The organism is Lachnoanaerobaculum orale (assembly GCF_003862485.1).
Taxonomy (GTDB): Bacteria; Bacillota; Clostridia; order Lachnospirales; family Lachnospiraceae; genus Lachnoanaerobaculum; species Lachnoanaerobaculum orale.
Genome location: NZ_RRCM01000004.1, coordinates 15,535 through 41,908 on the forward strand (window position 1 = coordinate 15,535; position 26,374 = coordinate 41,908).

Annotated in this window: 24 protein-coding genes, 8 tRNA genes and 3 rRNA genes (1 of these 35 cut by a window edge); 3 read left to right on the forward strand and 32 right to left on the reverse strand. The window is 39.1% G+C overall.

Annotated features, from left to right (window positions below; all coding sequences use genetic code 11):
• The 5 genes from dnaK to EHW90_RS12610 all read right to left on the reverse strand — a co-directional run bounded on the left by dnaK (position 1) and on the right by EHW90_RS12610 (position 6,889).
• Complete coding sequence (dnaK, locus tag EHW90_RS12590; RefSeq protein WP_124953032.1) at positions 1 to 1,869, reverse strand: molecular chaperone DnaK; 1,869 nt, start codon at positions 1,867 to 1,869, stop codon at positions 1 to 3.
• 79 nt (positions 1,870 to 1,948) lie between these two features.
• Positions 1,949 to 2,587, reverse strand: a complete 639-nt coding sequence (gene grpE, locus EHW90_RS12595; RefSeq protein ID WP_408610046.1) for a nucleotide exchange factor GrpE — start codon at positions 2,585 to 2,587, stop codon at positions 1,949 to 1,951.
• Positions 2,577 to 3,608 carry a heat-inducible transcriptional repressor HrcA gene (gene hrcA, locus EHW90_RS12600; protein ID WP_124953034.1) on the reverse strand — a complete coding sequence of 344 codons (1,032 nt, stop codon included), beginning with the start codon at positions 3,606 to 3,608 and terminating at the stop codon, positions 2,577 to 2,579. The genes grpE and hrcA overlap by 11 nt, the downstream gene beginning before the upstream one ends.
• Before the next feature lie 168 nt (positions 3,609 to 3,776).
• Entirely contained in the window at positions 3,777 to 5,123 is a 1,347-nt protein-coding gene (locus EHW90_RS12605) for a sodium-dependent transporter (protein ID WP_124953035.1), read from the reverse strand.
• Between the two features lie 80 nt (positions 5,124 to 5,203).
• Positions 5,204 to 6,889 carry a tryptophanase gene (locus EHW90_RS12610; protein ID WP_124953036.1) on the reverse strand — a complete coding sequence of 562 codons (1,686 nt, stop codon included), beginning with the start codon at positions 6,887 to 6,889 and terminating at the stop codon, positions 5,204 to 5,206.
• A gap of 592 nt (positions 6,890 to 7,481) precedes the next feature.
• Here EHW90_RS12610 and EHW90_RS12615 point away from each other — a divergent pair.
• Positions 7,482 to 8,141: a helix-turn-helix transcriptional regulator gene (locus EHW90_RS12615; protein WP_124953037.1), complete on the forward strand. Its 660-nt coding sequence runs from the start codon at positions 7,482 to 7,484 to the stop codon at positions 8,139 to 8,141.
• A gap of 115 nt (positions 8,142 to 8,256) precedes the next feature.
• Positions 8,257 to 9,051 (forward strand): N-acetylmuramoyl-L-alanine amidase family protein, encoded by a 795-nt coding sequence (locus EHW90_RS12620; RefSeq protein ID WP_124953038.1) that lies wholly within the window; start codon positions 8,257 to 8,259, stop codon positions 9,049 to 9,051.
• Positions 9,052 to 9,244: 193 nt separating this feature from the next.
• On the opposite strand, the gene EHW90_RS12625 is transcribed toward EHW90_RS12620, so the two are convergent.
• From EHW90_RS12625 to EHW90_RS12660, 8 genes are all read right to left on the reverse strand, one after another.
• The gene (locus tag EHW90_RS12625; RefSeq protein ID WP_124953039.1) at positions 9,245 to 9,616 is read right to left on the reverse strand and encodes a hypothetical protein; all 372 of its coding nucleotides are present in this window, start codon (positions 9,614 to 9,616) and stop codon (positions 9,245 to 9,247) included.
• 206 nt (positions 9,617 to 9,822) lie between these two features.
• Complete coding sequence (locus tag EHW90_RS12630; protein WP_124953040.1) at positions 9,823 to 10,845, reverse strand: hypothetical protein; 1,023 nt, start codon at positions 10,843 to 10,845, stop codon at positions 9,823 to 9,825.
• 157 nt (positions 10,846 to 11,002) lie between these two features.
• Positions 11,003 to 12,085 (reverse strand): DUF5305 family protein, encoded by a 1,083-nt coding sequence (locus EHW90_RS12635; RefSeq protein WP_124953041.1) that lies wholly within the window; start codon positions 12,083 to 12,085, stop codon positions 11,003 to 11,005.
• Complete coding sequence (locus EHW90_RS12640; protein ID WP_124953042.1) at positions 12,085 to 13,272, reverse strand: signal peptidase I; 1,188 nt, start codon at positions 13,270 to 13,272, stop codon at positions 12,085 to 12,087. The genes EHW90_RS12635 and EHW90_RS12640 overlap by 1 nt, the downstream gene beginning before the upstream one ends.
• A complete protein-coding gene (locus tag EHW90_RS12645; RefSeq protein WP_124953043.1) occupies positions 13,253 to 13,645 on the reverse strand; it encodes a hypothetical protein in 393 nt (130 codons plus the stop codon). The genes EHW90_RS12640 and EHW90_RS12645 overlap by 20 nt, the downstream gene beginning before the upstream one ends.
• 8 nt (positions 13,646 to 13,653) lie before the next feature.
• Complete coding sequence (locus EHW90_RS12650; protein ID WP_124953044.1) at positions 13,654 to 14,391, reverse strand: hypothetical protein; 738 nt, start codon at positions 14,389 to 14,391, stop codon at positions 13,654 to 13,656.
• 46 nt (positions 14,392 to 14,437) lie between these two features.
• Complete coding sequence (locus EHW90_RS12655) at positions 14,438 to 15,073, reverse strand: response regulator transcription factor (RefSeq protein ID WP_124953045.1); 636 nt, start codon at positions 15,071 to 15,073, stop codon at positions 14,438 to 14,440.
• A 10-nt stretch (positions 15,074 to 15,083) separates the two neighbouring features.
• Complete coding sequence (locus EHW90_RS12660) at positions 15,084 to 16,712, reverse strand: sensor histidine kinase (protein WP_124953046.1); 1,629 nt, start codon at positions 16,710 to 16,712, stop codon at positions 15,084 to 15,086.
• A gap of 318 nt (positions 16,713 to 17,030) precedes the next feature.
• Between EHW90_RS12660 and EHW90_RS12665 the strand changes: the two genes are divergently transcribed.
• Positions 17,031 to 17,993 carry an Mbeg1-like protein gene (locus tag EHW90_RS12665; protein ID WP_124953047.1) on the forward strand — a complete coding sequence of 321 codons (963 nt, stop codon included), beginning with the start codon at positions 17,031 to 17,033 and terminating at the stop codon, positions 17,991 to 17,993.
• A 122-nt stretch (positions 17,994 to 18,115) separates the two neighbouring features.
• Here the strand turns inward: EHW90_RS12665 and EHW90_RS12670 are convergent, their stop codons facing one another.
• The 19 genes from EHW90_RS12670 to EHW90_RS12760 all read right to left on the reverse strand — a co-directional run.
• The gene (locus EHW90_RS12670) at positions 18,116 to 19,033 is read right to left on the reverse strand and encodes an N-acetylmuramoyl-L-alanine amidase family protein (RefSeq protein WP_124953048.1); all 918 of its coding nucleotides are present in this window, start codon (positions 19,031 to 19,033) and stop codon (positions 18,116 to 18,118) included.
• 557 nt (positions 19,034 to 19,590) lie between these two features.
• The gene (locus tag EHW90_RS12675; RefSeq protein ID WP_124953049.1) at positions 19,591 to 19,809 is read right to left on the reverse strand and encodes a hypothetical protein; all 219 of its coding nucleotides are present in this window, start codon (positions 19,807 to 19,809) and stop codon (positions 19,591 to 19,593) included.
• 47 nt (positions 19,810 to 19,856) lie between these two features.
• On the reverse strand, positions 19,857 to 20,087 hold the full coding sequence (locus EHW90_RS12680) for a transposase (protein WP_124953050.1): 231 nt from the start codon (positions 20,085 to 20,087) through the stop codon (positions 19,857 to 19,859).
• Between the two features lie 25 nt (positions 20,088 to 20,112).
• On the reverse strand, positions 20,113 to 20,367 hold the full coding sequence (locus EHW90_RS13360; protein WP_243114022.1) for a hypothetical protein: 255 nt from the start codon (positions 20,365 to 20,367) through the stop codon (positions 20,113 to 20,115).
• 25 nt (positions 20,368 to 20,392) lie between these two features.
• Positions 20,393 to 20,572, reverse strand: coding sequence for a hypothetical protein (locus EHW90_RS12690; protein ID WP_124953075.1), 180 nt, complete (start codon positions 20,570 to 20,572; stop codon positions 20,393 to 20,395).
• 52 nt (positions 20,573 to 20,624) lie between these two features.
• Positions 20,625 to 20,849, reverse strand: a complete 225-nt coding sequence (locus tag EHW90_RS12695) for a hypothetical protein (protein ID WP_124953051.1) — start codon at positions 20,847 to 20,849, stop codon at positions 20,625 to 20,627.
• Between the two features lie 483 nt (positions 20,850 to 21,332).
• Entirely contained in the window at positions 21,333 to 21,527 is a 195-nt protein-coding gene (locus EHW90_RS12700) for a hypothetical protein (protein ID WP_124953052.1), read from the reverse strand.
• A 78-nt stretch (positions 21,528 to 21,605) separates the two neighbouring features.
• Positions 21,606 to 21,809: a hypothetical protein gene (locus tag EHW90_RS12705; RefSeq protein WP_124953053.1), complete on the reverse strand. Its 204-nt coding sequence runs from the start codon at positions 21,807 to 21,809 to the stop codon at positions 21,606 to 21,608.
• Positions 21,810 to 22,026: 217 nt separating this feature from the next.
• A tRNA-Lys gene (locus EHW90_RS12710) sits at positions 22,027 to 22,099 on the reverse strand.
• A gap of 13 nt (positions 22,100 to 22,112) precedes the next feature.
• Positions 22,113 to 22,185, reverse strand: a tRNA-Phe gene (locus EHW90_RS12715).
• A gap of 4 nt (positions 22,186 to 22,189) precedes the next feature.
• A tRNA-Met gene (locus tag EHW90_RS12720) sits at positions 22,190 to 22,263 on the reverse strand.
• Positions 22,264 to 22,312: 49 nt separating this feature from the next.
• A tRNA-Tyr gene (locus EHW90_RS12725) sits at positions 22,313 to 22,394 on the reverse strand.
• A gap of 41 nt (positions 22,395 to 22,435) precedes the next feature.
• A tRNA-Thr gene (locus EHW90_RS12730) sits at positions 22,436 to 22,508 on the reverse strand.
• A gap of 62 nt (positions 22,509 to 22,570) precedes the next feature.
• A tRNA-Val gene (locus EHW90_RS12735) sits at positions 22,571 to 22,643 on the reverse strand.
• A 36-nt stretch (positions 22,644 to 22,679) separates the two neighbouring features.
• Positions 22,680 to 22,753, reverse strand: a tRNA-Asp gene (locus EHW90_RS12740).
• A gap of 76 nt (positions 22,754 to 22,829) precedes the next feature.
• Positions 22,830 to 25,716: ribosomal RNA gene (locus EHW90_RS12745) — 23S ribosomal RNA — on the reverse strand.
• A gap of 205 nt (positions 25,717 to 25,921) precedes the next feature.
• Positions 25,922 to 25,994 (reverse strand) — tRNA-Ala (locus tag EHW90_RS12750).
• A gap of 3 nt (positions 25,995 to 25,997) precedes the next feature.
• Positions 25,998 to 26,115: ribosomal RNA gene (rrf, locus tag EHW90_RS12755) — 5S ribosomal RNA — on the reverse strand.
• Between the two features lie 170 nt (positions 26,116 to 26,285).
• A 16S ribosomal RNA gene (locus EHW90_RS12760) occupies positions 26,286 to 26,374 on the reverse strand; it runs 1,449 nt beyond the window's last position.
• Together the 16S, 23S and 5S rRNA genes with 8 tRNA genes alongside form the textbook arrangement of a ribosomal RNA operon.

Below are 26,374 nucleotides of genomic sequence, written 5' to 3' on the forward strand. Positions count from 1 at the left end.
TTATACCTCTTTGTAATCAGCATCTATAACGTCGTCATCACTTGATGAGCCTGTTGCCTCTCCGCCTGCCTGTGCAGCACCTTCGGCACCTGTTGCTCCCTGTGCTCCCGACTTCTCATATACCTTTGCAAACAACTTCTGAGCGCTTTCCATAAGCTTTTCCTTGCCTGCCTTGATATCATTTACCTGATCTTCAGTCATTGCATCGATAGGCGCTCTGTTTATAGCTTCTTTAAGTGTGTTAAGATCGGCCTCAACTGCAGCCTTATCACTTGCATCCAAGCTGTCTCCCACTTCCTTAAGCGCATTCTCTGTCTGGAATACCATAGAGTCCGCTTCGTTTCTTGCATCAATGCCTTCTTTTCTCTTCTTATCCTGTGCCTCAAACTCTGCAGCTTCCTTTACAGCCTTATCTATATCGCTCTCAGACATATTTGAACCTGCTGTAATTGTGATATGCTGCTCCTTGCCTGTTCCAAGGTCCTTAGCTGAAACATTAACGATACCGTTTGCATCTATATCAAATGTAACTTCGATCTGTGGAACACCTCTCTTTGCAGGAAGGATTCCGTCAAGTCTGAACTGACCGAGAGTCTTGTTGTCTCTTGCAAACTGTCTCTCACCCTGTACTACGTGGATGTCAACAGCTTCCTGATTATCTGCAGCTGTAGAGAATATCTGGCTCTTCTTTGTAGGTATTGTAGTATTTCTCTCGATAAGCTTTGTAGCTACACCGCCCATTGTCTCGATTGAAAGTGAAAGCGGAGTAACATCAAGAAGCAATACATCTCCTGTACTGTCGTCTCCTCCAAGCTTACCGCCCTGGATACCTGCACCGATTGCAACACCCTCATCAGGGTTGATGCTCTTTGAAGGCTCCTTGCCTGTAAGAGATTTCACCTTCTCCTGTGCATTGATCATTCTTGTAGAACCGCCTACAAGCAATACTTTACCCAGCTCACTTGCTGTGATTCCCGCATCCTTAAGTGCGTTCTGTACAGGAACTGCAGTTCTTTCGATAAGGTCAAGTGTAAGTTCATCAAACTTTGCTCTTGTAAGAGTTATATCAAGGTGCTTAGGTCCCTCAGCTGTTGCTGTGATGAAAGGCAGGTTGATATTTGTAGTTGTTGATGTTGAAAGCTCCTTCTTAGCTTTCTCTGCAGCTTCTTTCAATCTCTGAAGTGCCATCTTATCTGTTGAAAGGTCTACACCCTCAGCCTTCTTAAACTCGCTTACAAGCCAATCTGTAATCTTGTTATCAAAGTCGTCACCGCCAAGATGTGTATCACCGTTTGTAGCCAAAACTTCTATAACACCGTCACCGATCTCAATGATTGAAACATCGAATGTACCGCCTCCAAGGTCGTATACCATAATCTTTTGCTCGGCATCGTTGTCAAGACCGTATGCAAGTGCTGCAGCTGTAGGCTCGTTGATAATTCTCTTTACATCAAGACCTGCAATCTTACCTGCATCCTTTGTAGCCTGACGCTGTGCATCGTTAAAGTATGCCGGAACTGTGATAACGGCCTCTGTAACCTTCTCACCCAAGTAGCTTTCAGCATCAGCCTTAAGCTTTTGAAGAATCATTGCTGAAATCTCCTGTGGTGTATATGACTTACCGTCGATAGTTACCTTATAATCCGTACCCATATGTCTCTTGATTGAAGAGATTGTTCTGTCGGCATTTGTAACCGCCTGACGCTTTGCAGGCTCACCTATAAGTCTCTCACCTGTCTTTGTAAATGCTACAACTGAAGGTGTCGTTCTTGAACCTTCAGAGTTCGGAATAACTACAGGCTTTCCACCCTCCATAACTGCTACACAGCTGTTTGTTGTACCTAAATCTATACCAATAATCTTGCTCATTATAATTTCCTCCAATAATAAAATATTTAATCTATATAAAATATTTAACACCCTTTACAGTGTAAAATATATTGTCAACTTAGTTGGCAACCTTTACCATACTATGTCTAAGAACAGAGTCCTTATACATATATCCCTTTAAAAGTTCCTCTGCAACCACATTCTCACCAAGACTTTCATCTTCAATATGCATCACTGCATTGTGAAAGTTCGGGTCAAATGCCTGCCCTACACAATCAATAGGTTTTACTCCCAAATCCTCAAGAGTCTTTTTTAACTGATTGTATATCATTGTAATTCCGTCTGCGAATGCCTTACCGTCTCCTTCCTTAGGTGCCGCAACCATCGCTCGTTCGAAATTGTCAACTATCGGCAAAATCTTTTCCGCAATACTTCTTGCACCCATATCAAACATGGTCGCTTTTTCCTTCTCGCTTCGCTTTCTGAAATTATCAAACTCCGCCATGCTTCTTTTGAGTCTGTCCGTCAAATCCGCAATGGCAATATCTTTTTTATCCTGCTTTTCTTCAAGATTTTCGTCACTGAAAGCCTCATCCACTTCAGCTTCCATAGCTGCCGCCTTTGCCGCCGCTTCCTCAGGAGTTTCGTCGGCTTCTGTATCAACTTTACTTGCTTCTTCGCCCTCTAAAACTTCCTTGTTTTCTTCCTGTTCTCTTTTAAAATCTTTTTCTTCCACAGCCCTCTCCTTATTCATCATTTTTAAACTGCTCATCCAAAGATGCCATTACAGTCTTTACAGTCTTCAGTACCTTTTCATAGTCCATCCTCTTCGGTCCTACTATACCGATAGTACCTCTAAGTCCTTCGCCTATTTCATAATTGGCTGTAACTACTGAAAGATCTCTCATATCTGAAACCGGTACCTCGTTTCCTATGTAAACTTTGATACCGTCCTTGTCATCGTCACAAACCTTTGCAAGCATCTCCTTCAGCTTATCCTTTTCCTCAAAAGCATCCACAAGCTGACTTGCCTTTTCTCTGTCGGATATTTCAGGATACTTGAAAATATTTGTCGTACCGCTTATATATATCTCCAGATTGTCGGTAGCACTTTCAAACACCGCCGCAACCTCTCTCAAAACCTTATCAACTATATCTCCGTAAACTCCGGCATCCGTTCGTAACTTGTTCATAATGCTTAAGCTTATCTCTTCTACAGTGAGTCCGTTTAGAGAAGTATTTATAAGAAGATTCAAATTTAAAATCTCACTGTCGGATATTTCACTGTCGATATCTATTATCTTATTGTTGATAATATTTCCTTCAGCTACCGTAACAAGCAGAAGCTTAAATCTGTCCATCTTTGAGAGCTGCAAAAACTTTACTTTATTTGAGTGAATAGTAGGTCCTGATATCATTGCGGCATAATTGGTATCTCTTGCAATTATCTTTGCCAACTGCTTTAAGACATTTTCCAATCTGTCCACCTTTTTGAACATCAGATCCTTGAACTCCTCAGTCTCTATCTCCTTTTCTCTCAAGATCTCATCTACATAAAATCTGTATCCCTTATCTGAAGGAATTCGTCCTGCCGAAGTATGCGGCTGTAAAATATAGCCCATCTCTTCAAGGTCGCTCATCTCATTTCTTATAGTAGCGGAACTTAAGTTTAATTCAGGGAGCTTTGAAATAGTTCTTGAACCGACCGGCTCCCCGGTTTCCATATAGTTCTTTATGATAGCTTTTAAAATAATCGCTTTCCTGTCATCTGAATCCATTCGCTCCTCCCTTCTTTGTTTGTTAGCACTCACTTATGTAGAGTGCTAATCTCTATTAGCTACTATATTCTATATATAAGGATTTGTCAACAACTTTTTTCAAAAAAATTTGCATAAAAAAACTCCCAACTTTTTTGAGTTGAGAGTTTTATAAAATATGTAATAAAATCAACCGATTCCGCCGTAGAATGCGCCGGCTATAAGTGCCAGTAATGCAAGTCCTGTATATACATACTTTCCAAGGAAGAACCATATCTCTCCCTTCGGCTTCTTTGCACCGGTATTTACAGCTTCCATTGTATACTTCTTTCCGAATATGAAGAACAACATAACTGAAGCAAGTACCGCACCTATCGGACAGATATATATTGATACCGCATCCATCCAGTTTGAAACAATTCCCTGTATAAGTATTGCAACAACCACTCCGATTACTCCTATAATACCTACAGACTGCAATCTGCCAAGCTTAAACTGCTGCTGCAAGGTAGCTACAGGCGCCTCATATAAGTTGACCAAAGAACTGAGTCCTGCAAATGTAACACATACAAAGAATACTATTCCAACTATCATTCCGCCCGGCATCTGATTCATTATATTTACAAGGTAGATAAACATAAGTCCCGGACCGCCTTCGCTAAGCTCCGCACCTGATGTAGCCATAGCCGGTATAATAACAAGTGCTGCCAAAAGAGCCGCACAGGTATCAAATATAGCTATATTCATTGCTGAGAACGGTACATCCTCTTTCTTACTTAAGTAAGAACCGTAAATAACGGTACCGTTGCCGGCTATAGACAGTGAGAAGAATGCCTGTCCGAATGCAAATATCCAAAGTCTGATATCCTTTAATCCTTCAGGATTTACAGTAAAGATATACTTATATCCGTCAACCGCTCCCGGCTGTATACCTATATAAACGGCCAGACCTATCATCATTACAAAAAGTAGAGGCATCATAAACTTGTTTGCTTTCTCAATACCGTCAGCAACTCCGAATGCCATGATCGCAAAATTGACAATGAGCGCAATTACTATCCAAATATTATTGCCGAAGGCACTTGCTGTTGTACCGAAGGTAGTGCCTATAAGGTCCATATTTGTACCCATTGCAAATACCTTACCTGTAAATGCCATTACAACATATTTGAATATCCATCCGACTACACATGAATATCCGATAGCAAGTGCCAAAGAACCTATAGTAGGTATGATACCGATGCCCTCACCTACTTTTCTACTTTTACCTGCATGTGCCATAGCTGCACCGAAGGCTCCTATAGGACCTTTACCTGTGCTCCTTCCTAGTGCGATTTCCTCAACAACACCTGTACTTCCTATAAGTATAACAAATATGAAGTAAGGAATCAGAAAAGTCATCCCCCCCCAGGCTGACACCAGCACCGGAAATCTCCACAGATTTCCCATACCTACGGCCGAGCCTACACATGCTATAATAAACCCTATTTGTGAGTTAAAACCATCCTGCTTTGCAGGTGTATTATCCAAACCCATAAACTTCCTCCATCTTGTTAAAAAACAAGTCCCCCTTATTGGATAGCAGCCCGACCGCATCGGCCGGACCGCTTTATATCTTATTTATTTTCCCAATATTTGTAGTTTTCCTCATCACACATCTCTTCCTTGGTCGGAGCATAAGGTTCTGCCCAAGCGTGGAAATGTCTCATCGGCAATGTGTGACCGAATGTAATCTTAAGATTCGGGATAGTATCTCTATCCTTGTAAAGCTGTGTCAATGCTGCAATTATATAGTCCATATGCTGTTTGCTGAACTGGCTTCTGTTGATAGCCAAACGAACAACATTACATACCTCTTTTTGCTGCTCAGGAGACTTTAAATCATACTCCATTGAAAAATCTCCAAGCTCTGAACAACGTATACCGTAACGATGAATCATCTCAAGTGAGAGCGCCTGACCTGCAAAGCTTTCATGTCCTCTCTTATAGCCAAAGAACTTGTCAACATCAATATAGACTCCATGTCCGCCGGCCGGCTGTACTACAGGTACACCGTTAGCTGTAAGTCCGTCTGCCAGATACTGGCACTGTCTTACTCTCTCATCCTGATAATCAAATCTTGCCTCTTCATACATTCCCTGGCAAAGCGCCATGATGTCATGTCCTGACATACCGCCGTAAGAATCATTACCGTAAGCCGATATCTGACGAACCTTCAAAAGATGTCCGATATCCGTCTTTACGCTGCCGTCCTCGTTAAACTCGGAGAACTTCTGCCAGAACAGACCCTTGTCACGGAAAGCCAAAACTCCGCCCATATTTGCATGTCCGTTTTTCTTAAGTGAAGCCGAAACAACATCAAAGTAAGAGAACATCTCTTTTGCTATCTCACAGATTGACTTATCTCTATAGCCCTCTTCATTCATCTTGATAAAGTAGCAGTTTTCAGCCCATCTTGCGCCGTCCATAACAAAAGGTATATTGTACTTATGAGCGATCTTTGAAACCTCTCTGATATTGCCCATAGATACGGCCTGTCCGCATACCGAGTTATTGGTTACTGTTGAATATATAAGCGGAACGTTCTCAACACCTACAGCCTCTATAAGCTGATTCAGTTTATCAATATCCATATCTCCCTTGAAAGGATTCTTCTCATACTTTCCGCTCTCAGGTACTTCAAACAAAACTTCCTTATGGAAAAGATTTCTTGGAATATTTCCCATCTGCTTGATATTGCCCTCTGTTGTATCAAAGTGTGCGTTTGACGGAATGGTAAATACCTTACCCGGCCATCTTCTTGCAAACAACGGCTTTAATACGTCAAATAAAAGCGCCTCCGCACAACGTCCCTGCGGAACGATAAATGTATTCGGTCTGGAAAGCTGGTACTTACCGCCGTTGATAAATCCGCCCTCATAGTCAACCAGATACACCTCATTCATCATCTTCTCCACATCATCTTTGTCAACGCCCTCCTTGATGTAGTTGATGAGTCTCTTCTGGTCGTCGCCTCTCTCCCAAACGTCTCTGAATGCATCCAGTAAAACATAGTATCCCTTGTTTCTACCATATGATTCATCGGCAAGGAACATAGCTGACCACTGTGTATCCGTCATTGATGTAGTACCTGAGTCTGAAAGGCAGTCAATATATAAAAGACCTGCCGGGAATGCAAACTCATTGTAATGAGTCATCTCAAGTGCCTTTTTTCTTTGCTCCTGTGTAACTGTAGGAACCTCTCTTACTACATGTGTCCATGACTTCGGTGCCTCCACACCTAACATTTTCTCATACTCCATTTTAATACCTCCAAATATAATTATTTGATACCCCGGTCATCGTAACAAACGACTGGCGGACGGTATTACAGTTTATATAATATAGTAGATAACACTTATTCCTTCTTATTGTATTTTTCATATTGTGTACACATTTTATACAATTTATTTATATTTTTAAGGTTTATTATCTAAATATCCTTATGAGAATAATTTATCACTAATTTTAATTATTGTCAATATTGTTTAATAAAAAGTCTTTGTGAAAGTGTTTTTCGTATATTTCTGTGCAATATGCATTAAAATATGATTTTCTAAATTTTCTCAACAAAAGCAAAAACTTCCTGCTGATAATTTTTTTGAAATATTATTATCTGCATCTTTACAGTAAAACCGATATATTTTTACTTTCAAGCTTTCCTTGAGAATTTTTATGAGAATTTTTAAGCCACTGATTTTTGGCCTTAATTTCTCTTTTCTTTTCTTATTTTAGCTATTTTGTATAATTTTTATTTTTCCTATTATATTCTTTCAAGTTTTGATATAATAAATATAGAGCGTTTCAGTTTGCAATTTATATTTTGCTGACTAAACAAATATATTGGGGGTAAATATGAATGAATTTAATATAGGCAGGTACATTGATATTTCAAACTTTTTAAGTACACTGCTCGGTCCCGACTATGAGATTATAGTATATGATATGAAGCATATATTACACATAGTAAACGGAGAAATAAGCGGGAGAAAATCAGGTGATACTATAAGTCCGGCTATGAAAACCATACTTAATAAAAGTACTTCATCTACTGAAAAGTGGCTTTCAAACTACCGTGCACTGTCAGGTAACGGTAAGATTTTAAGATGTTCCACTTTTTATATAAAGGATACCGATAATAATCTTATAGGTGCATTGAATATAAGTTTTGACGACAACAGGTACAAGGAGCTTTCAAACCTTGTGTTCTCACTCTGTCATCCCGACAACTATGTGAGCAAAAATATATCTATTGAGATAAAGGGAAACTGTGAACAGGAAATCTTCTCAGACAGTATTTCAAATGCTATTGATGAGATACTGCTTCGTATCGACGCTAAACTCCCCTTTAATAAACTTAGCCATATAGAAAAGCTTGATATAATAAAGCAACTTTATCAAAAAGGGATTTTTTCCATGAAGGGGGCTATAAAGACTGTAGGGCACAGACTCTCCTGTTCTCCGGCAAGTATGTACAGATATCTTTGTATAGTAAAGAATCAGAATAAAGTTTAAGAAAGAGTAAACTATATTTAATTAAATTTAATATAAAGTATTGCCTTTATATGCTAGAATAGAATTATGAGTGTGTCTTTTAAGACAAATAGAACTTATAAAAGAAAGGATATTTATGAAGAAACTGATTTTAATGTTATCCATGGTTTTTTCACTCTTTATGAGTATGTCTGTTTTTGCGGCAGGCGACTATTCTATAGGTGGTGCATCATGGGACACCGGAAGCAAGGCACTTGCAACATGGGACGAAGCTGAGGACAAGACCAAGTACAAGGTACAGCTTTTTAAAGGCAATAAAAAGATCGGATCCAACAACAGCACAAGTTCTCCAAAGTATGATTTCACAAAACTTATTATCGACAACGGCGCAGGAAGCTATTCATTCAAGGTATATCCACTAAAGGGCGGCCCTGATATGAGTATTCAGTCTGAAGCTGAGACTTTTGATTCGGACACAATTGCCGAATTTAAGAAGAGCAGAAGCAATACCACATCACTTAACCCGTCAACAAATACATCAAATACTGCCAACACTTCAACAAACAACGGCGGTTGGTATCAATCAAACAACTCATGGTACTACAGAAAACCTGACGGTACACATGCTACAAACTGGTTCATGGTAAACGGTCATTGGTATTATTTTGATGCAAACGGTGTTATGCAGACAGGATGGATTACAGATTCAAAGGGATTCAGATATTACTTAAATCAGCCAAACGGAGATATGCCTGTAGGCTGGGCACTTATCAATAACAAGTGGTACTACTTTGAGGAATCCGGACTTTACAAGAAGGGATGGATAGAGTACAAGGGACTTTGGTACTATCTCGATGCAAACGGAGAAATGGTTACAAATACAACTGTTGACGGATACAATATAAACGCAGACGGCGTTTGGGTTCAGTAAGGAGTAAATATGTTAAAGAAGCATTTATTTTGGGCAGCTGTAGCTGTAGTAGGACTTGTTATGTGTTTTATTACAGGTCATGCTATGGTGGCAGGACATAAGGCGGCAGCAATCGTTGAAGAATAATTTTAAAAAAAGAGCAGTCACTATGCGGTGACTGCCTTTTTTATTTCAAACATAATATTAAACTACATCATTTCATTAACAGGCTCTTTGCGATAAATGCCATACCTCCAAAGATAAGTACAAGCATCACTACCCAATCAAACAGTGACAAGTACTGAATATAAAATCTCGTTGACTGAATAAGACTTGCTATTATGAAGATAACGCTTAGTACCATTGCTATCTTGGATCCCAAGTTCGGCTTGATAAACAGCCATATCAAAGAAAATATAAGTGGCACTATAACAAGCCCTGAGTTAACATTCATGCCCATCATACGAAAGCCGCTGCCCCAAAAGGTACTTGTTACAGTCACCTTCTGCGATAAGAAGAACAAACCTACTACCATCATGATAAGGCCACCCCAGAAGAATAAATAAAAATCGTTTTTTCTACTCATTGTTATATCTCCTCTCTATTATGTTCGCTTTCACGATTACTTTAGTATTATTTTATCACCTTATATGAAATCTTCAATTTAATTTTTATTTAATTTTTATATGAATGTATTATAATACATAATATTTTAATTTCCAATAAATAAAAGATGAATAAAAAAGAGGCGAGTCAGATGACCCGCCTCTACTTGTTTTACTGTCTGTATTATTAGTTTGCAGCCTTGTTCTGCTTTGTCAAAATATTTGTTGTTCCTGCGTCCTTACCTGCGTTGAACTGATCCCATAGAAGATCCATTGAAAGCTGAACGCCCTTGCCCTGGCTTAACTTATCATCGTTGTTTGTTCTCTTCTCTGCTGTACCTGTTGTGAATCTACCCTCTGCGTCAGGGTCCATAGCCAAACCTACAAAGATATCAAGTCTCTGATCTGTAGAAGGAGCACATTTGATAACATTGTTCTCAAGTGCAGCCTTAATATCCTGATCCTCAAGTCCTGACAATCTTACAAAGTCAACCCCTCCGACTGTAAAGAATCTGTCATCGTTAGGTACATTTGCTGCAACGGCCTTTGCAAGTTTGAATACATCCTCATTACCTGACTTTGTAGGCTGATACTGCTCTCTCTGAATATATACCGCAACACCGATCATATCCTTAAGATTGCCGAGGTCCTTCTCCTTCATATCAAGGCCCTTAGCTTCAAACTTAATATTGCTGAGCTTAGCTGCTATATCACCTACATTAACGATATCTGAACGGAATACCTGTGCATATCCCGGATACATATTGTCAACTGTTATCTGAATCTTGCCGCTTGCATCTGTAACGATCTTTCCGTAAGCTTTACCGATATCCTTAGAAAGCTGCTCCTTATCCTTTAACTCTGCATTGAAATCAACATTGTTGTAGCCCTTTGCTCTTTCCTTATACTGCTCAACACTGCCCTTTCTTGCTATAGCGTTGTGATCCTGGTCCGCTCTGATGAAGAACTGGTCGCCTACATATCCTAAATCGCCTACACCGTCTACTATAGACCAGCCTGCACCCTTCATAGTCTCATCTGCATACTGTCCATATAATCCTAAATCTACGAATTTAACTCCGAAATCACCCGTTGTTGCCTTAGTTGTTACATTAAGTGAATCGGTCCAATAAGCATATCCTGTACCTGCCAACACCAATCCTAATGCCATTATACCACCAACTAAAGTATTTCTTCTTGAACGCTTCATATCTTCCTCCTGAATTATAAAATTATGTTGTTAATCATGATATTCAACTTTAAAACTAATCTTAGTTTTCCTCATGAGATTATTCTATCTTATTTAATAAATAATTAAAACATACCCGGGTCATAATCCGACTACCACTAAAGTAGTAGGAGGATTACTACTCGTTGACCTTAATTTCAAAAATATATACATATCTCTTTGCAAATATATATATTTTGCCGTCCTCAGGCAGATTATTCTCTCCATCAACATAAAATATAGGTTCTTTTATCTCATCTGAAAGCTCCAATATATCTGCCATACTCTTTATTTTTATAAACGGTCTTTCTTCAAATGCCGGTAAGGTATCAATACATATCATCCTGCTGCCGTATTTTCTCATAAACTGCATAAGTTTTTTAAGCTTTAATTCTTCTCCCACAGCCTCGACACTGAAGAACCTCACAAATACCAATATCAAAACCGATATGATAAGCAAGAACAGATATAGTGCATACTCTTTAAATCCTGCCTTTGAACTTACTGTAGTCGTTTGCGTTATATCTCCCTTATCAGTACTTACATCATCCTTTTTTATCTGATAGAACTTATCATTTGAAATAGGAATATCCACCTTATAGGAAAATTCCTTTTCCTCACCGTCTATACTGTACTTACCGCTAAAGAGTATATAAAAGTCCTTGTCGGTTTCACCTCCAAGTTTACCCTCTATCTCCTGTGCATAATTTTTGTAAGTCATTCTGTCTATATCAAGGCTCTTGTCTATCTTCACATCGTCGGTCACACTCTCATCTATCTTACCGTCTGCAAGCGGATATACCTTTTCATATATTATGCTCTTTTCATCGCCCTCACCTGCCTGATAGCCCTGTAATACCGCACTTATAGTGTAGTCTCCGGATAAATTGACGGCATTTGTCAAGATAATTTCAGAATTAAAATCAATACTTACAGTATCTGTAATCGCACTCGGATAAACTCTGCCCTCTTCCAAAAAATCTCCGTCAAAGATATCATTCTTTTGCAGATGCACCTTGTAGGATGCCTGAGTGGTAATGTTATAACTGTTTACACTCGTCTCTTTTGTCTGTGTATGCGGTCTGAGCTTTATAAACAGTGCCGCTATGCTTGCTGCCAAAAGTATCAAACCTGTTGCATATAAAAATATCCTTGCCTCTTTTGTCAGTTTAATAAAGTATTTATTTTCAGTGTCGGCTTCTTTGCCTTTTACAACCTTCATTATTTGTCCACAACTCCTTCAGGAATTTTATTCTGTACTCTTAAAAGCAGCCCCGGTAAACCTACCTTCGGAATCACCTTTATAACGACACCTCTTACATCGTTAGGCTCCACCTTTCTCTCATCAACTGCATTATTATTGTCTCCTTTAGTCTGAAAGCTTATATTACCCGCCTTATCCTGTAAAACTTTTTCTATCCTGTGAACTATAGTTATATCATCTCTTTTAAAGCAGATTATCTCACCTTCTCTAAGCGCATTTATCTCTTCTTCTTTGTCTATCTTTTTTATCAGTACCATATCTCCCGGCATTATAAGCGGCTCCATACTTCCTGTAAGTATAGCTTTGGGATAGACAGGGAATACACCCACACAAAACCATACAAATAATGTGGCAAACAAAAGTGATACCAATCCTTTTATATCCGCTTTCCTGTCCTTACTCTCATACCTGTCTCCGGAAAATACATGGTCCACCGCAAACATTGAATATATTATCGGAAATGCAATACCGATAGACCCTTCCAAAAGCCAAGGAAGTTCAGGCAACACCGGAAAACACCTCTGAAAAATCTGTATTATGCTCAAATATATTAAACCCGGTAATACTCCTCCGTAAAATACAAGTAAAGATACCAAGACATTCTTTGTTATTATCGGAAATATCGTCTGTACACTGTATATAAAAATATCTTTTGTACTCTTTGCAGCCGTTAAACCGCCAAAGTTTATTTCTGTAAGACAAAATATAACCGTTATAATAACAATTACCGCTCTTTTATATTTGCAGGTCTTATACGCCGCGGCAAATGAATATTGCCTTATCATCTCTCTTGCCGCAATCTGCGGTAATACTGTAATCATATTAAAAAGTATTCCAAGTACCGATATATCATACGGACTTGAGGCAAGTTTTTTCATAAATACCGCAGGCACAAATTGTATGGCTATAAATATTATACCGCCTGAAATTCCGTACCCTGTCAGGTCCTTATCTCCTTTATGTATAATATAAAGACGCGGCAATATAAAAAATATGATACCTGTAAGTACACACCAATACAGTGACAAGGCTAAAGGCATAGAGCCGAGTCTTCCTTTAATATATGGCAAAGCCGGTATTATAACACATATTAAAAGCAGACTTGCATATATTGCATATCTGTTTTCAGCGCTTAATTTCCTCATTGTTTGTGTCCGCTTCCGCCTTGCTTTCAGTATTATTCTCTGACTTTATTATACTTTCTTTTGTTTCTTCAATACTTGGCTTATTTTGTATGCTTTCTTTGATAGTCTGCTCCTCAGTATTTGCAGTCGATTCTTCCTGTACACTTTCTGAAGATGATTTTTTGCCCTGATCCGGTCTTATAGTGATATCTCCTTTGTCAGCCGGATCAACCTTTTCCTGACCCTTAACATCACCGCTCATCTCTATATCCACATCGTATACAACCGGAATATTTGCCTTTACCTTAAGCTCCGATTTCCAGTATGCAAACGCTGTTATTCCTGATGACATTGCCATAACCGCTACCAAGACGGCTAATACCGTTTTTTTCATATTGCCTCCTATTTTACACTCTTATTTACTTTGGAACCTGCCTGAAATACATCATAAGGAATTTCAAGTGAGTACTTAACCACCACACCGTTTTGTACACCTAAGGTATCATCCCCAAGCTCTTCAAGATTAGCAGCATCTATATCAAGCTTTGTCGGCAAATCCTTGATCATATTTGCACTTTCATCACTAAGCTTTAAATAAATCTGACCTATACTCTCATCCTTATCTTCCTTACTCAAAGTCTCATAAACCTCAAACTGAAGCGGCTGTGTATATAAAGATTCATTTTCTCCAAGCGCATAGCTGACTCCGTTGTATACAAGAACGGCACTGTCCGCCTGTAACTCCACATTCTCTCCCGTCTTTGATAAATCAAGCTTTGTATAATTTAATTTATTTACACTGCTTCCACCCGTAGGCGTTATTTGAAAATCCAATCTCAAAAGCTTGCCATCAAGTAATGCATTGACAGGCAGTCCTTCATCAAAAGATATTTCAAGTTCCTTATCTGTGGGACTAAACTGCGCCGAAACAGGTGTTTCCACATTGCCGTTTGTATCTGTAACACTTGCAGAATACTTCTCACCGCTCTTACCGAATTCCACATCCATAGTACCGCTTGTAAGATTAGCCTGCGCACTGATACTTGAATTCCAGCTTGCATATCCTGTACCTATTGCAACCAATCCGATAAATAAAGCCCCGAAAATACAGGACTTTACTCCAAAAAATTTCTTATGCATATCCACTCTTCTCCTAAAATATATTTTAAAATCTCAAGTTTATCACTTAAGAATTTAATATCGTTTGAAATCTTTCCATATGTTTTTCAACAAATACCAAAACTTCAGTTCTGTTATATATCTCCAACTTGCTGAATATATTTGAAATATGCTTCTTTACCGTACCTTCCGATATCGACAAATTATTTGCAATCTTTGCATTGGAATATCCCTCTCGCAAAAGCAATGCCACTTCAAGTTCTCTTCTTGTCAATGTATCAATCCTTTTATCATCTTCAGAAGTGTTTCCGACATTTGCCATCAAATCTGATGAATAGAACTTTCCTCCTCTGTCCACCACTCTTAAGCTGTACATAATATCATCTATAAAAGCGTCCTTAAGTATATATGCATCTATGCCCATATTCTTGGCTTTTACAAAGTCGCTCTCACTTGACGATGATGTTATAACAAAGGTTTTTATATTTTTGTTCTGACTCTGTATCCACTCCAAAAAGTCAAATCCGCTTTCATTGTGTAAATTCAAATCCACAAACACACTGTCTATTGATTTTTTCTTAGTCAAATCAATAGCCTCTTTTACCGTGCCTGCTTGCACAGTCTCTTCATCCGGTCTGTGCAGTTTTATCACAGATTCCAATCCCTGTCTTGCAATGGGATGGTCATCCAAAACAAGTACCATATATGCCTCCTTATCTCGGTAAACTAAGTCTTACTCTAACCCCGCTTTTGTCACGCTGTGCTATGCTCAAAAATCCTTTAAGCAAAACAGCTATACTTCTCATATTTCTCAATCCGTTGCCTTCATGGAAATCTTTGTCATCCTTGGAAAAGCCCGATCCGTCGTCTTCAACCGTCAGTTCTATGGAATTGTCGGTTAACTTTAATCTGACATCTATATTCCTTGCCTGCCCATGTTTTATAGCATTATTGACCGCCTCACATATCACTCTGTAAAGTGCTATCTTCTGCGCAATAGCTATGTAATCGGCCTGCTCATCCAAGTCAATATCTATACTTACTTCATTTAATCTCTCCACTTCCTCCATATATGCATATGTGGTGTGAATGAAAGTATTCAGATTGTCTTTGAACCTTTTGCCGTAGATACTTTCACGCAACTCAGTCATAGTACTCTCTATGGAAGTCCTGAGTATGTTAATTTCTTCTACATAATTTTCTCTGTTTTTTATCTTACCTTCCAATAAAAGCATTCTACAGGCAATTCCGAAGAGTTTCTGTATTACAGTATCATGAATCTCATTTGCAATACGATTCTGTTCCTCTACCGAAACGAACCGCTCTATCTGAGAATACATATCCAAGTTGTTGAAAACGGTCTTTATAAGATGTAAATAAAAGTCTTTTACTTCCCCTGAAGTGTCCGCCACTCTTCTCACCAGCACACCGCTTATATATGCACTCTCGCCGAAGACAGTCACCTCATAGCTGTCTCCTCCCGAATCCATATAGAATATATCTTTGTTGTCTTCACTTACCGGCTTGCTTACTTTTTCATTCCAATCTCTTATCTTAACTAAAATGTCATCATATGTCCTTTCATCCATACCGTTGCTTTCTATAATTTCAGGCACATCGTCACGCTCAAACTTTATGAGCATAAACTCCGAATACATCTTATTCTTTTTTAATGTCAGAGAAAGCTTTTCCATAATCTTTTTAGGATCCGTCATTGCAAAAAGTCCGAAGCTCTCACTTAACTCAGACAGCATGGTAAATGCATAGTTACTTAGTTCTTTTTCTTTTTGCAGCTCTATATTGAGCCTTTCCGACTTTTCCTTCTGCTCGTCAATACATTTTATATAAATTCGCACAATATAAAACTCACACATCAGCATCATCACTCCCACAACAATGTTGATCTCCTGATATGCAGAATTTTCTATGCTCTTTCCTCCAAAAGCACAAATCCAACACCATATACAGGCTATAAATGTTATAACCAAGTTTTTGTCAAAGGCTACAAGCAAAAGTATGCAGTTCACCTCATACCACAGATACGGGCTGTTGAACCCGCCGCTTAAGAATATGAAGATACCGTATGCGAATACCTCCAAGCCGAACATCACTCTGAAATGTACTATATTTTCACAGACTCTTTTGTACAGCCAGCAGCTAAGCGCACAGGATATGGACATACCTAAAAAGATATATCTGTTTATATCCTCTCCGTTGTAGATTGATACTAAAATGTAAAATACCGTAGATACTACAAATGAGACCACTCTTAACAGTACATTTATATTTATATAGGTGGAACTCTCTCTGTCATCAGTCATATAATCCTTATTTCCAAGCATAAAAGTTTTCAGATAGTTAAATAGTATTTCTATTATACTCTAAAAATTATTTATAACTTAACCATAATCTCAGGTTATAATATTCTAACTTTATTATTATTTATCTATACAATAACTTTTAACTTAATTTTTTATTTTGGATATATAATAGCTTTTACCCAAATATGTAATCAATGTGTCCATAAAACCAGTATACCAAAATTTTATGAAAATGGTTATCTTTCTTTAACACTTATACTATATGTGTTTACAATCATTTATTTTTATATTATTGTATTCTTATATGATTTCCATTGCATAACGACACAGGAGGTTATAATGGCAAATATAATTGACTATATTAAATGGCGTGGGGATTTGTCTTTTGATATCTCTCCTTTTAATGAACTTGATAACGCGGTTTTTTCTTTATTCTCCTATCTTGACTTAAAAGACTTGCAGAGTGAGATAAATTCAACAGGTATTACTATTTCAGATGCCTGCAAATATTTGATTTCTCACGGCTATCATTGCGGTTATATGAGTGACCTGACTACCGACTTTTTAAACTCGCTTGTCGTTTCACAAAGATTTAGTAATGTTATGATCCTTGATTATATAGATCTCTACCATGAGAAAAAATATCAATTTTCTTCAACCGGATTTATGTATAACGACGGCCTGATGTATATTGCATTCAGAGGCACCGATGACAGTGTTGTAGCCTGGAAAGAGGACTTTATGATGAGTTTCTCAGTTATTCCGGCTCAGAAATTTGCACTTGATTTTTTAAAGAAGGTTATTTCACACCACCCGAATACTGACTTCATAGTGGGAGGGCACAGTAAGGGCGGCAATCTTGCAATATACTCCTGTGCAATGTGTGATGAAATATTCAAAGACAGAATCACTGCAATCTATAATAACGACGGCCCCGACCTCTGTGATGAAGTGATAAATACCGATATAATGAATGCTATAAAAGATAAAATAATCAAGATAGTTCCCGAATTTTGTGTGGTAGGTATGATTTTTAACAATACAAAGAATATAAAGGTTGTAAAAGCGGACAATATTGCTTTCTTACAGCATGATATACTCAACTGGAACTGTATAGGAACAAGTTTTGAATATGCCAATGATGTAAATAAGAATGCGGATAAATTCAACAGTTTTGTAGACAGGATTCTGGAAAACACCGACTTGGGAAAACGCAAGGAATATGTGAACAGCTTCTTTGACAAGATAATAGATGCAGGCACGACAAGACTGCCTTGGGGGAAGAATAATCGTAATACTTAAATTAAAAGGGATTTGAATCAATAGACGGTTCAAATCCCTTTTTTTATCAAAAGAGCAGAGGAAACTTTCATTCCTCTGCTCCAAATAAATTTATATTATAGCTCAATATATGCAATATCGAATTATTTTACCCATCTTCCTGAAGCGTCAAGTCTGTAGCCGTCTGCAGTAGTTGTATTGCTTAACATTGCTCCTGACGGACTCATGTAGTACCAATCATTTCCTGATTGTACCCAACCTGTAGCCATAGCACCTGACGGATTCATGTAATACCAGTCGTTTCCTGACTGTACCCAGCCTGTAACCATTGCTCCGCTTGCATTAAAGAAGTACCATACTCCGTTTATCTGTCTCCAGCTCGTAGCAATATATCCCTCTCCGTCAAAGAAATACCATATGCCGTCAACCTGCTTCCATGTATTGGTTACATAACTTCCGTTAGACTCTTTATACTTCCATCCTCTATCGGTATTCTCCCAACCCTGAGATGATGTATTTGCAGATGAACCCATATCTACATAAAAGTAACCTACTCTATTTGCATTTTTTTCATTGAAGTAGCTTCCCTCAAAATCATATGGGAGTGCAGCATTCCTACCTGTATTCTTAGAAAAAGATATTATAACATCCTGTCCGGTATATGCTTTAAATCTGCTTCTTAGTAATATCGGGTCACCAACACTATAATTACTTATTGTAAGCGGTGTATACTCCGTTGACCTTTCCAAATTCAATGTAGGAGCTGAAAAAGCCGAATCTTTGTAGTTAAACATAGCAACATTGTTTTGCTTATTGATTGCTCCCGAAGGATCATAAAAATATGTGTCCACATATTTCGAATCACCTTCATTTATACTTAGAACAGCATCTTTTTTGATAACAGGCATAGTTATCTCTGTTCCAAGCGGTGAAACCCAAGTGTAAGTCCTTCCCGTATCTCCGCTTTTTATTGTGACATCAGGATTGCTTGATGTAAAAGCAAATGCATTAAAGCACATAAGAGCAGAAAAAGCTGCTGTCAATAAAAATAGTTTCTTCATAAATACTCCTTTCAGCCCTACCCGTCTTACTTAACCATACTTATATCTCACTTGGTAACACTAATGAACCGCTAACGAGATATCTACGAAAAAGAAAGGGATATAACTAAAAAATATATTTTCTAGTAGTTTATAAAACTATAGAATACAATTATATACTTTGAACTTTTATTTTGTCCTTACTTACACAATACCAACTTTTCACATATAAAGGACTCCGTTACAATATCTCTCTTCTCAAAACTTTATGCAACAATTATATATATATATATATTGTCAATATTGCATTATCTATCTTAATATAAAATTAAAAATTTTTATATTCTTTGCCTGTATTTTATCCAACATATCTGCAGGTCTTACGCTCCATATTGCCATTCTGCAGCCTTAATTATCATCTGTATGATATGAACTTATTAAGCTCATTTAATAAAATCTCCTTTTAGCACACGAAACAACCGGACTGCCTTGGGGTAAGAATAATCGAAATACTTAAATATAAATGGATTTAAACCAATACACGGTTCAAATCCATTTTTTATACTAACTTTATTTTCCTAAAATATTTTAACTCTCTTACCGGTTATTTCATCTATTTTGTAGAAATAATCCTTTACTATACCTTTCTCATATCCACTGATATCTGCTGTTGGATACAGCTCATTCAGGTGCTTTCTTACTTCCATATCACCTGCGTCAAGCCCTTTAAATTCATGCCTTCTTTTGTCCCACTCTTCATATGTGGTTATTTTCATAAATTCTTCTTTCAAACTCATAATACTTACCTCTATAAATTTTTATATGATATTTTTAATCAATACCATTATAGTAATTCTTTCTCTAAATCAAAGTCCAACCCAATTTCTTCTAAACTTATTTCTCTGACACTAAGTTCCGTCCTTAAAATATCTAATACTTCGTAGTATGCCAATGCTCTTCCATCCCTAAAAACGTCTTCTCTATTGTCCTTTGATTCTTCGACTGCTTCTCTCGCTCTTTCTACTATTCTTCCCACAATATAGGCTATTCCTTCAATGCTGACCTTATCTGCCATATTCACCTCTTTTATTCAAATATCTTTAACAGCTTCTTAATAGTGTACGTACATTCTGCATAGAGAAAAGTTCCTCTTCAGTTCTTACAATAGTAAAAGGATTTCCATCTATTTCGCAATCATATAAATCATCCAATGGTGTTTCGTGCTTTTTACCGATACTGATATTTTCCTTTTTTAAAATGCTTTGTAATTTTATCAGCTCTTCTTCCACCGAAATTCTCTCGTAATTCTGAAAATAAATCCTGTTTTTATCGTTTTTAAGTAAAAATGCTTTCATTATGATATACCACCCTCCGTAAGAATTACTTTACCACCATATTGTCATCCCACTCGACGATTTCAAACATATCAGGAGGATACAAATAATCGTCACCTGAATCATCTATAATTCTATACCAACCACGTTCTATAGATAGAACATCATAAATCTTATTATTTGTTAATACCAAATAATCTGTTTTACCAATCCATTTAACCTTCATTTCTTTATTCAAATCACCCTTTATTTACAAAGCTCACGATCAGGTATATAACCTACCTCCATCTCATTTTTTTCGGATATTCTCCATCTTTTGGTTTAGGGTATAGCTCTGTAAATATTCCTTTTTCGTATCCAATACTATGTGGTAGCTTTGGATATAAACTATCTAAATGATCTATAATCTCTCTGTCTCTAAAATTTAAACTTTTAAATTCCCCTCTCCTTGCATTCCACTCTTCATAGGTTTTCAACTTCATAAACTCATCTCTTAAACTCAAAACACAACTCCTTCAATCAATTTCTTGCTTTGACGGACATATACCTAAAATTTATCATCAACTTAAATTCATTCTGACATTTACATCCATTATATCATCTATTCATAGACTTTCAAACAATGCTTTCTTAACCTTCAACTCGTTCTTTGCTTTGATTACATTTAATAAAAATATATTACTACAGTAATAAGGCTATACAGCTCTACCATATTGATTGTTCATTATTCTAAATAATTAAAACTTTACATAACAAAAAAGACACCTATATCAAGTGTCTCTAAACTTCCATTTTTATAGGAAAGTAAGTCGGAGTTGCACCGGCCTTTTCCCCGTAGGGCTGTATACCTCCTATACGATTACCTTCCGATTGTATTGTCACATATCTTCGGGAATTTGTCAATTAGCCTACACTTGAATCAATTTAGCATGATACCGGATAATTCATTTAAAAGTTGTATTCTCATCAGTTTATGTGATTAAATTTCAATCTTCATATATGCCTCTAGCTGCCAATTCTGCATACCTCCTATCGCTTTCATCCGTATACTCTACAAATCTCTTAGTTCCATGTTCCTTAATAAAATCTCTCCAGTCCGGAAGCACATCTAAAGGTAAATTTATGTATTCTGAATACAGTATTGCCTCTTCCTCTCTATACCATTTTGGCTCTTCTCTCACTTATGCTCATCCTCCTTTAGTAATAAATTAAAAACGGATCTAAACTGTACCGACAGAGGACTTTATTGCTATAAATAATTATATTTCCTCTATTGATTTTATTTCAGATTCGTCTAACTCTATTCCTGCTCGTGCAGCCCTGCTTGGAATTATTCCAATGCTGTCAAAATATGGTTCTCCATTTTCTTCTGCTGTACAAAACATGTCAACATAACCGACTATGATCTCACCGTAGTTGGTCTCAACCCTTACATATTTAAACAAATACTTTTCTAAATCCATTCGTTCCTCCCGGCCGGAACTGCATGAGTTCTCTTCTTTGAATAATGAATAACAAATCCACGGTTGCAAAAAAGTTGCATTATGATTTTTAAAGACCTAATTTTGCCCTAAAGTTGCATTTATTTTTCGCTTACTCTGCTCACTTTTATATACCTTGAAATACACAAAAAAAGGCTCAAAGCCTTGTAAATCAAAGCTTTGAGCCTTTTCACACTGATGAGACACCCGGGACTCGAACCCGGGACAACTTGATTAAAAGTCAAGTGCTCTACCACCTGAGCTAGTATCCCATAAAAGAATAAATGCCTTGAACCGGAATCGAACCAGTGACACGAGGATTTTCAGTCCTCTGCTCTACCAACTGAGCTATCAAGGCATAATTGCGGGGACAGGATTTGAACCTGCGACCTCCGGGTTATGAGCCCGACGAGCTTCCAGACTGCTCTACCCCGCGACAACAATATTCAGAATAAAACTCACTCTTAAAAAGAGTGACTGAATAATGGGGGAAGGTGGATTCGAACCACCGAAAGCAGTGCTAGCAGATTTACAGTCTGTCCCCTTTGGCCTCTCGGGAATTCCCCCATAACTTTATTAAGTTCTTTACCTTTACTCCTAAGAGTAAAAGCCGATAATCGGACTCGAACCGATAACCTGCTGATTACAAATCAGCTGCTCTGCCAATTGAGCCATATCGGCATGTGCAATATATTATCATAAAAGAAATATATTGTCAATACCATCTTTCAAAGAAAGATAAATGGGACCTACAGGGCTCGAACCTGTGACCCTCTGCTTGTAAGGCAGATGCTCTCCCAGCTGAGCTAAGATCCCATATTTAAAACTTAAAGGCTGGAATTCTTTAAGTAACGACCCGAATCGGACTCGAACCGACGACCTCCGCCGTGACAGGGCGGCGCTCTAACCAACTGAGCCATCGGGCCATATTTAAATTAAGAAGAAAATGTATCTTCAAAACTGCCTACCAAGTTCCGAGCTATTATAAATTTTTCCTATCTTTTGGTTAAACCCTCGACCTATTAGTAACCATCAACTCAGTACATTACTGTACTTACATCTTGGCCCTATCTACCTCGTAGTCTTCAAGGGGTCTTACTGTTTTCACATGAGATATCCCATCTTGAGGGGGGCTTCACGCTTAGATGCCTTCAGCGTTTATCCCTTCCCGACATAGCTACCCTGCCATGGAGTTACTCTCCAACAGGTACACCAGCGGTCAGTCCGTCCCGGTCCTCTCGTACTAAGGACGGCTCCTCTCAAATATCTTACGCCCACGCCGGATAGGGACCGAACTGTCTCACGACGTTCTGAACCCAGCTCGCGTACCGCTTTAATGGGCGAACAGCCCAACCCTTGGGACCTGCTACAGCCCCAGGATGCGATGAGCCGACATCGAGGTGCCAAACCACTCCGTCGATGTGAACTCTTGGGAGTGATAAGCCTGTTATCCCCAGGGTAGCTTTTATCCGTTGAGCGATGGCAATCCCACTTTATGCCACCGGATCACTAAGTCCTACTTTCGTACCTGCTCCACCCGTCGGTGTCGCAGTCAAGCTCCCTTCTGCCTTTGCACTCTTTGAATGGTTTCCGACCATTCTGAGGGAACCTTCGAGCGCCTCCGATACTCTTTCGGAGGCGACCGCCCCAGTCAAACTCCCCGTCTGGCATTGTCCCCCGGCCGGATAACGGCCGCAGGTTAGAAATCCAGCAATACAGGGGTGGTATCCCAACGGCGACTCTGCATAAACTGGCGTCCATGCTTCTTAGTCTCCCACCTATCCTGTACGAGTATTACCGAATCCCAGTACCAAACTGGAGTAAAGCTCCATGGGGTCTTTCCGTCCTGGCGCAGGTAACCAGCATCTTCACTGGTACTTCAATTTCACCGGGTGCATTGTTGAGACAGCGCTCAAATCATTACGCCTTTCGTGCGGGTCGGAACTTACCCGACAAGGAATTTCGCTACCTTAGGACCGTTATAGTTACGGCCGCCGTTTACCGGGGCTTCAATTCAAAGCTTCGTTTCCTGACTTCTCCTCTTAACCTTCCGGCACCGGGCAGGCGTCAGCCCATATACTTCACCTTGCGGTTTCGCATAGACCTGTGTTTTTGCTAAACAGTTGCTTGAGCCTTTTTTCTGCGACCACTGTTTCCAGTGGCACCCCTTCTCCCGAAGTTACGGGGTCATTTTGCCGAGTTCCTTAACAATGCTTCTCCCGCCGGCCTTAGGATTCTCTCCTCATCTACCTGTGTCGGTTTGCGGTACGGGTACATATAACACAATAGCGGCTTTTCTTGACGGCTCCCTAACCGACTTCCCTACTAATTTTCGGTACGCATCACGATTTCCCCTTGTATGGTGGGTTTTCCTCCCATACAGGTACTTCGCTTGCCCCGGTTTTTGTCCTCCCGGGTTCGGTTTTAGTCTCCGTGTCCCCACAGTTCTGATTATATGTAGTACAGGAATCTGTACCTGTTATCCATCGACTACGTCTTTCGACCTTGCCTTAGGCCCCGACTTACCCTGAGTAGATCAGCTTTACTCAGGAAACCTTAGATCTACGACCAATAGGATTCTCACCTCTTTCTCGCTACTCATTCCGGCATTCTCTCTTCTTATTACTCCACCATTCCTTTCGGTATGGCTTCTACGCTTCTAAGAATGCTCCTCTACCAATGTATTTCTACATTCCCAGGCTTCGGTGTTGTGTTTAGCCCCGGACATTTTCGGCGCAGGACCTCTCGACTAGTGAGCTGTTACGCACTCTTTTAATGTATGGCTGCTTCTAAGCCAACATCCTAGCTGTCTTCGAAATCCCACATCCTTTTCCACTTAACACACACTTTGGGACCTTAGCCGTAGGTCTGGGCTCTTTCCCTTTTGACTACCCAACTTATCTCGTGCAGTCTGACTCCCGTCAATCATCTAGCCGGCATTCGGAGTTTGATATCTCTTGGTAGGCTTTGACGCCCCCGCAAAAATTCAGTGCTCTACCTCCGGTAGACTAATAACGAGGCTAGTCCTAAAACTATTTCGAGGAGAACCAGCTATCTCCGGGTTCGATTGGAATTTCTCCCCTATCCACACCTCATCGCCACCCTTTTCAACGGATGTGCGTTCGGTCCTCCATTCACTTTTACGCGAACTTCAACCTGGACATGGATAGATCACCCGGTTTCGGGTCTACACATACTGACTAATACCGCCCTATTAAGACTTGGTTTCCCTTCGGCTCCGTATCTTTAATACTTAACCTCGCCTGTACATGTAACTCGCCGGACCGTTCTACAAAAAGTACGCGGTTCACCTTTCGGTGTTCCACAGTTTGTAAACATAGGGTTTCAGGTTCTTTTTCACTCCCCTCCCGGGGTTCTTTTCACCTTTCCTTCACAGTACTATACGCTATCGGTCACTGACTAGTATTTAGCCTTGGGGGGTGGTCCCCCCTGCTTCCCACAAGGTTTCTCGTGTCTCGTGGTACTCCGGATACTGCTAGATTCAATACATTTTCCCTTACACGGCTCTCACGCTCTTTGGCCCGCTTTTCCAAAACGGTTCAGGTAATATATCTTACTCGTATTGCAGTCCTCTACCCCGCAGTGCACGCACCACGGTTTGGGCTCTTACGATTTCGCTCGCCGCTACTTTCGCAATCACTGTTGTTTTCTTTTCCTCCGGCTACTTAGATGTTTCAGTTCACCGGGTTCCCCTCTGTACGTTATGTATTGGCGTACATATACTTGTATTTGATCCAAGTGGGTTTCCCCATTCAGACATCTGCGGATCACTGAATATGTGCTTCTCCCCGCAGCTTTTCGCAGCTTGTCACGTCTTTCTTCGGCTGTCAGTGCCTAGGCATCCACCCTACGCTCTTTATGTTTAACCTCTTAAATCTTTTAGATTTAGTGTTTTGTATGACACTAGCGTGTATCATACACTATGTTTAAAAATTTATTTTTTGTTATTAAATATCAATCACTTTAAAGTAATTGATACCTCGGATGTCTAATTATAAAATATTTATATAATTTCTCGTTTGGTATGCAGTTTTCAAGGTACATTTATAGTTAAAGCTTTCAAGCTTTAACTATGGAGATGGAGAGATTCGAACTCTTGACCCCCTGCTTGCAAGGCAGGTGCTCTCCCAACTGAGCTACACCCCCATAAATTGGCATCCACCTACTCTCCCATACCGTCTCCAGTATAGTACCATCGGCCGACCAGGTCTTAACCATCGTGTTCGGAATGGGAACGGGTGTATCCCCTAGACGCATCGACACCAATAATGTTTGATTTTAGTACCATTTCAATTTAGTACTAAACAGTACTCACAACCCCTACTAAAGCCTTTAATGATGTTCTATCATACTCACTTCGTTCGTATGAAGAACTACTTTTTCACTAGAATTCAAACCTCGCCTTCGGCTCGTTTTCATTAAGTGAAAAATGTATAGAAAGGAGGTGATCCAGCCGCACCTTCCGATACGGCTACCTTGTTACGACTTCACCCCAGTTATCCTCCCTGCCTTCGGCAGCTCCTTCC

Coding starts and splice junctions, on each gene's coding strand:
- EHW90_RS12665 (WP_124953047.1), top strand. CDS start 17,031: ATGGCAAATATAATTGACTATATTAAATGGCGTGGGGATTTGTCTTTT.
- EHW90_RS13360 (WP_243114022.1), bottom strand. CDS start 20,367: ATGAAAGCATTTTTACTTAAAAACGATAAAAACAGGATTTATTTTCAG.
- EHW90_RS12615 (WP_124953037.1), top strand. CDS start 7,482: ATGAATGAATTTAATATAGGCAGGTACATTGATATTTCAAACTTTTTA.
- EHW90_RS12625 (WP_124953039.1), bottom strand. CDS start 9,616: ATGAGTAGAAAAAACGATTTTTATTTATTCTTCTGGGGTGGCCTTATC.
- EHW90_RS12620 (WP_124953038.1), top strand. CDS start 8,257: ATGAAGAAACTGATTTTAATGTTATCCATGGTTTTTTCACTCTTTATG.
- EHW90_RS12630 (WP_124953040.1), bottom strand. CDS start 10,845: ATGAAGCGTTCAAGAAGAAATACTTTAGTTGGTGGTATAATGGCATTA.
- EHW90_RS12655 (WP_124953045.1), bottom strand. CDS start 15,073: ATGGTACTTGTTTTGGATGACCATCCCATTGCAAGACAGGGATTGGAA.
- EHW90_RS12690 (WP_124953075.1), bottom strand. CDS start 20,572: ATGAAGGTTAAATGGATTGGTAAAACAGATTATTTGGTATTAACAAAT.
- EHW90_RS12660 (WP_124953046.1), bottom strand. CDS start 16,712: ATGCTTGGAAATAAGGATTATATGACTGATGACAGAGAGAGTTCCACC.
- EHW90_RS12650 (WP_124953044.1), bottom strand. CDS start 14,391: ATGCATAAGAAATTTTTTGGAGTAAAGTCCTGTATTTTCGGGGCTTTA.
- EHW90_RS12635 (WP_124953041.1), bottom strand. CDS start 12,085: ATGAAGGTTGTAAAAGGCAAAGAAGCCGACACTGAAAATAAATACTTT.
- grpE (WP_408610046.1), bottom strand. CDS start 2,587: ATGATGAATAAGGAGAGGGCTGTGGAAGAAAAAGATTTTAAAAGAGAA.
- EHW90_RS12645 (WP_124953043.1), bottom strand. CDS start 13,645: ATGAAAAAAACGGTATTAGCCGTCTTGGTAGCGGTTATGGCAATGTCA.
- dnaK (WP_124953032.1), bottom strand. CDS start 1,869: ATGAGCAAGATTATTGGTATAGATTTAGGTACAACAAACAGCTGTGTA.
- EHW90_RS12705 (WP_124953053.1), bottom strand. CDS start 21,809: ATGGATTTAGAAAAGTATTTGTTTAAATATGTAAGGGTTGAGACCAAC.
- EHW90_RS12605 (WP_124953035.1), bottom strand. CDS start 5,123: ATGGGTTTGGATAATACACCTGCAAAGCAGGATGGTTTTAACTCACAA.
- EHW90_RS12640 (WP_124953042.1), bottom strand. CDS start 13,272: ATGAGGAAATTAAGCGCTGAAAACAGATATGCAATATATGCAAGTCTG.
- EHW90_RS12670 (WP_124953048.1), bottom strand. CDS start 19,033: ATGAAGAAACTATTTTTATTGACAGCAGCTTTTTCTGCTCTTATGTGC.
- EHW90_RS12675 (WP_124953049.1), bottom strand. CDS start 19,809: ATGAGTTTGAAAGAAGAATTTATGAAAATAACCACATATGAAGAGTGG.
- EHW90_RS12680 (WP_124953050.1), bottom strand. CDS start 20,087: ATGGCAGATAAGGTCAGCATTGAAGGAATAGCCTATATTGTGGGAAGA.
- EHW90_RS12610 (WP_124953036.1), bottom strand. CDS start 6,889: ATGGAGTATGAGAAAATGTTAGGTGTGGAGGCACCGAAGTCATGGACA.
- hrcA (WP_124953034.1), bottom strand. CDS start 3,608: ATGGATTCAGATGACAGGAAAGCGATTATTTTAAAAGCTATCATAAAG.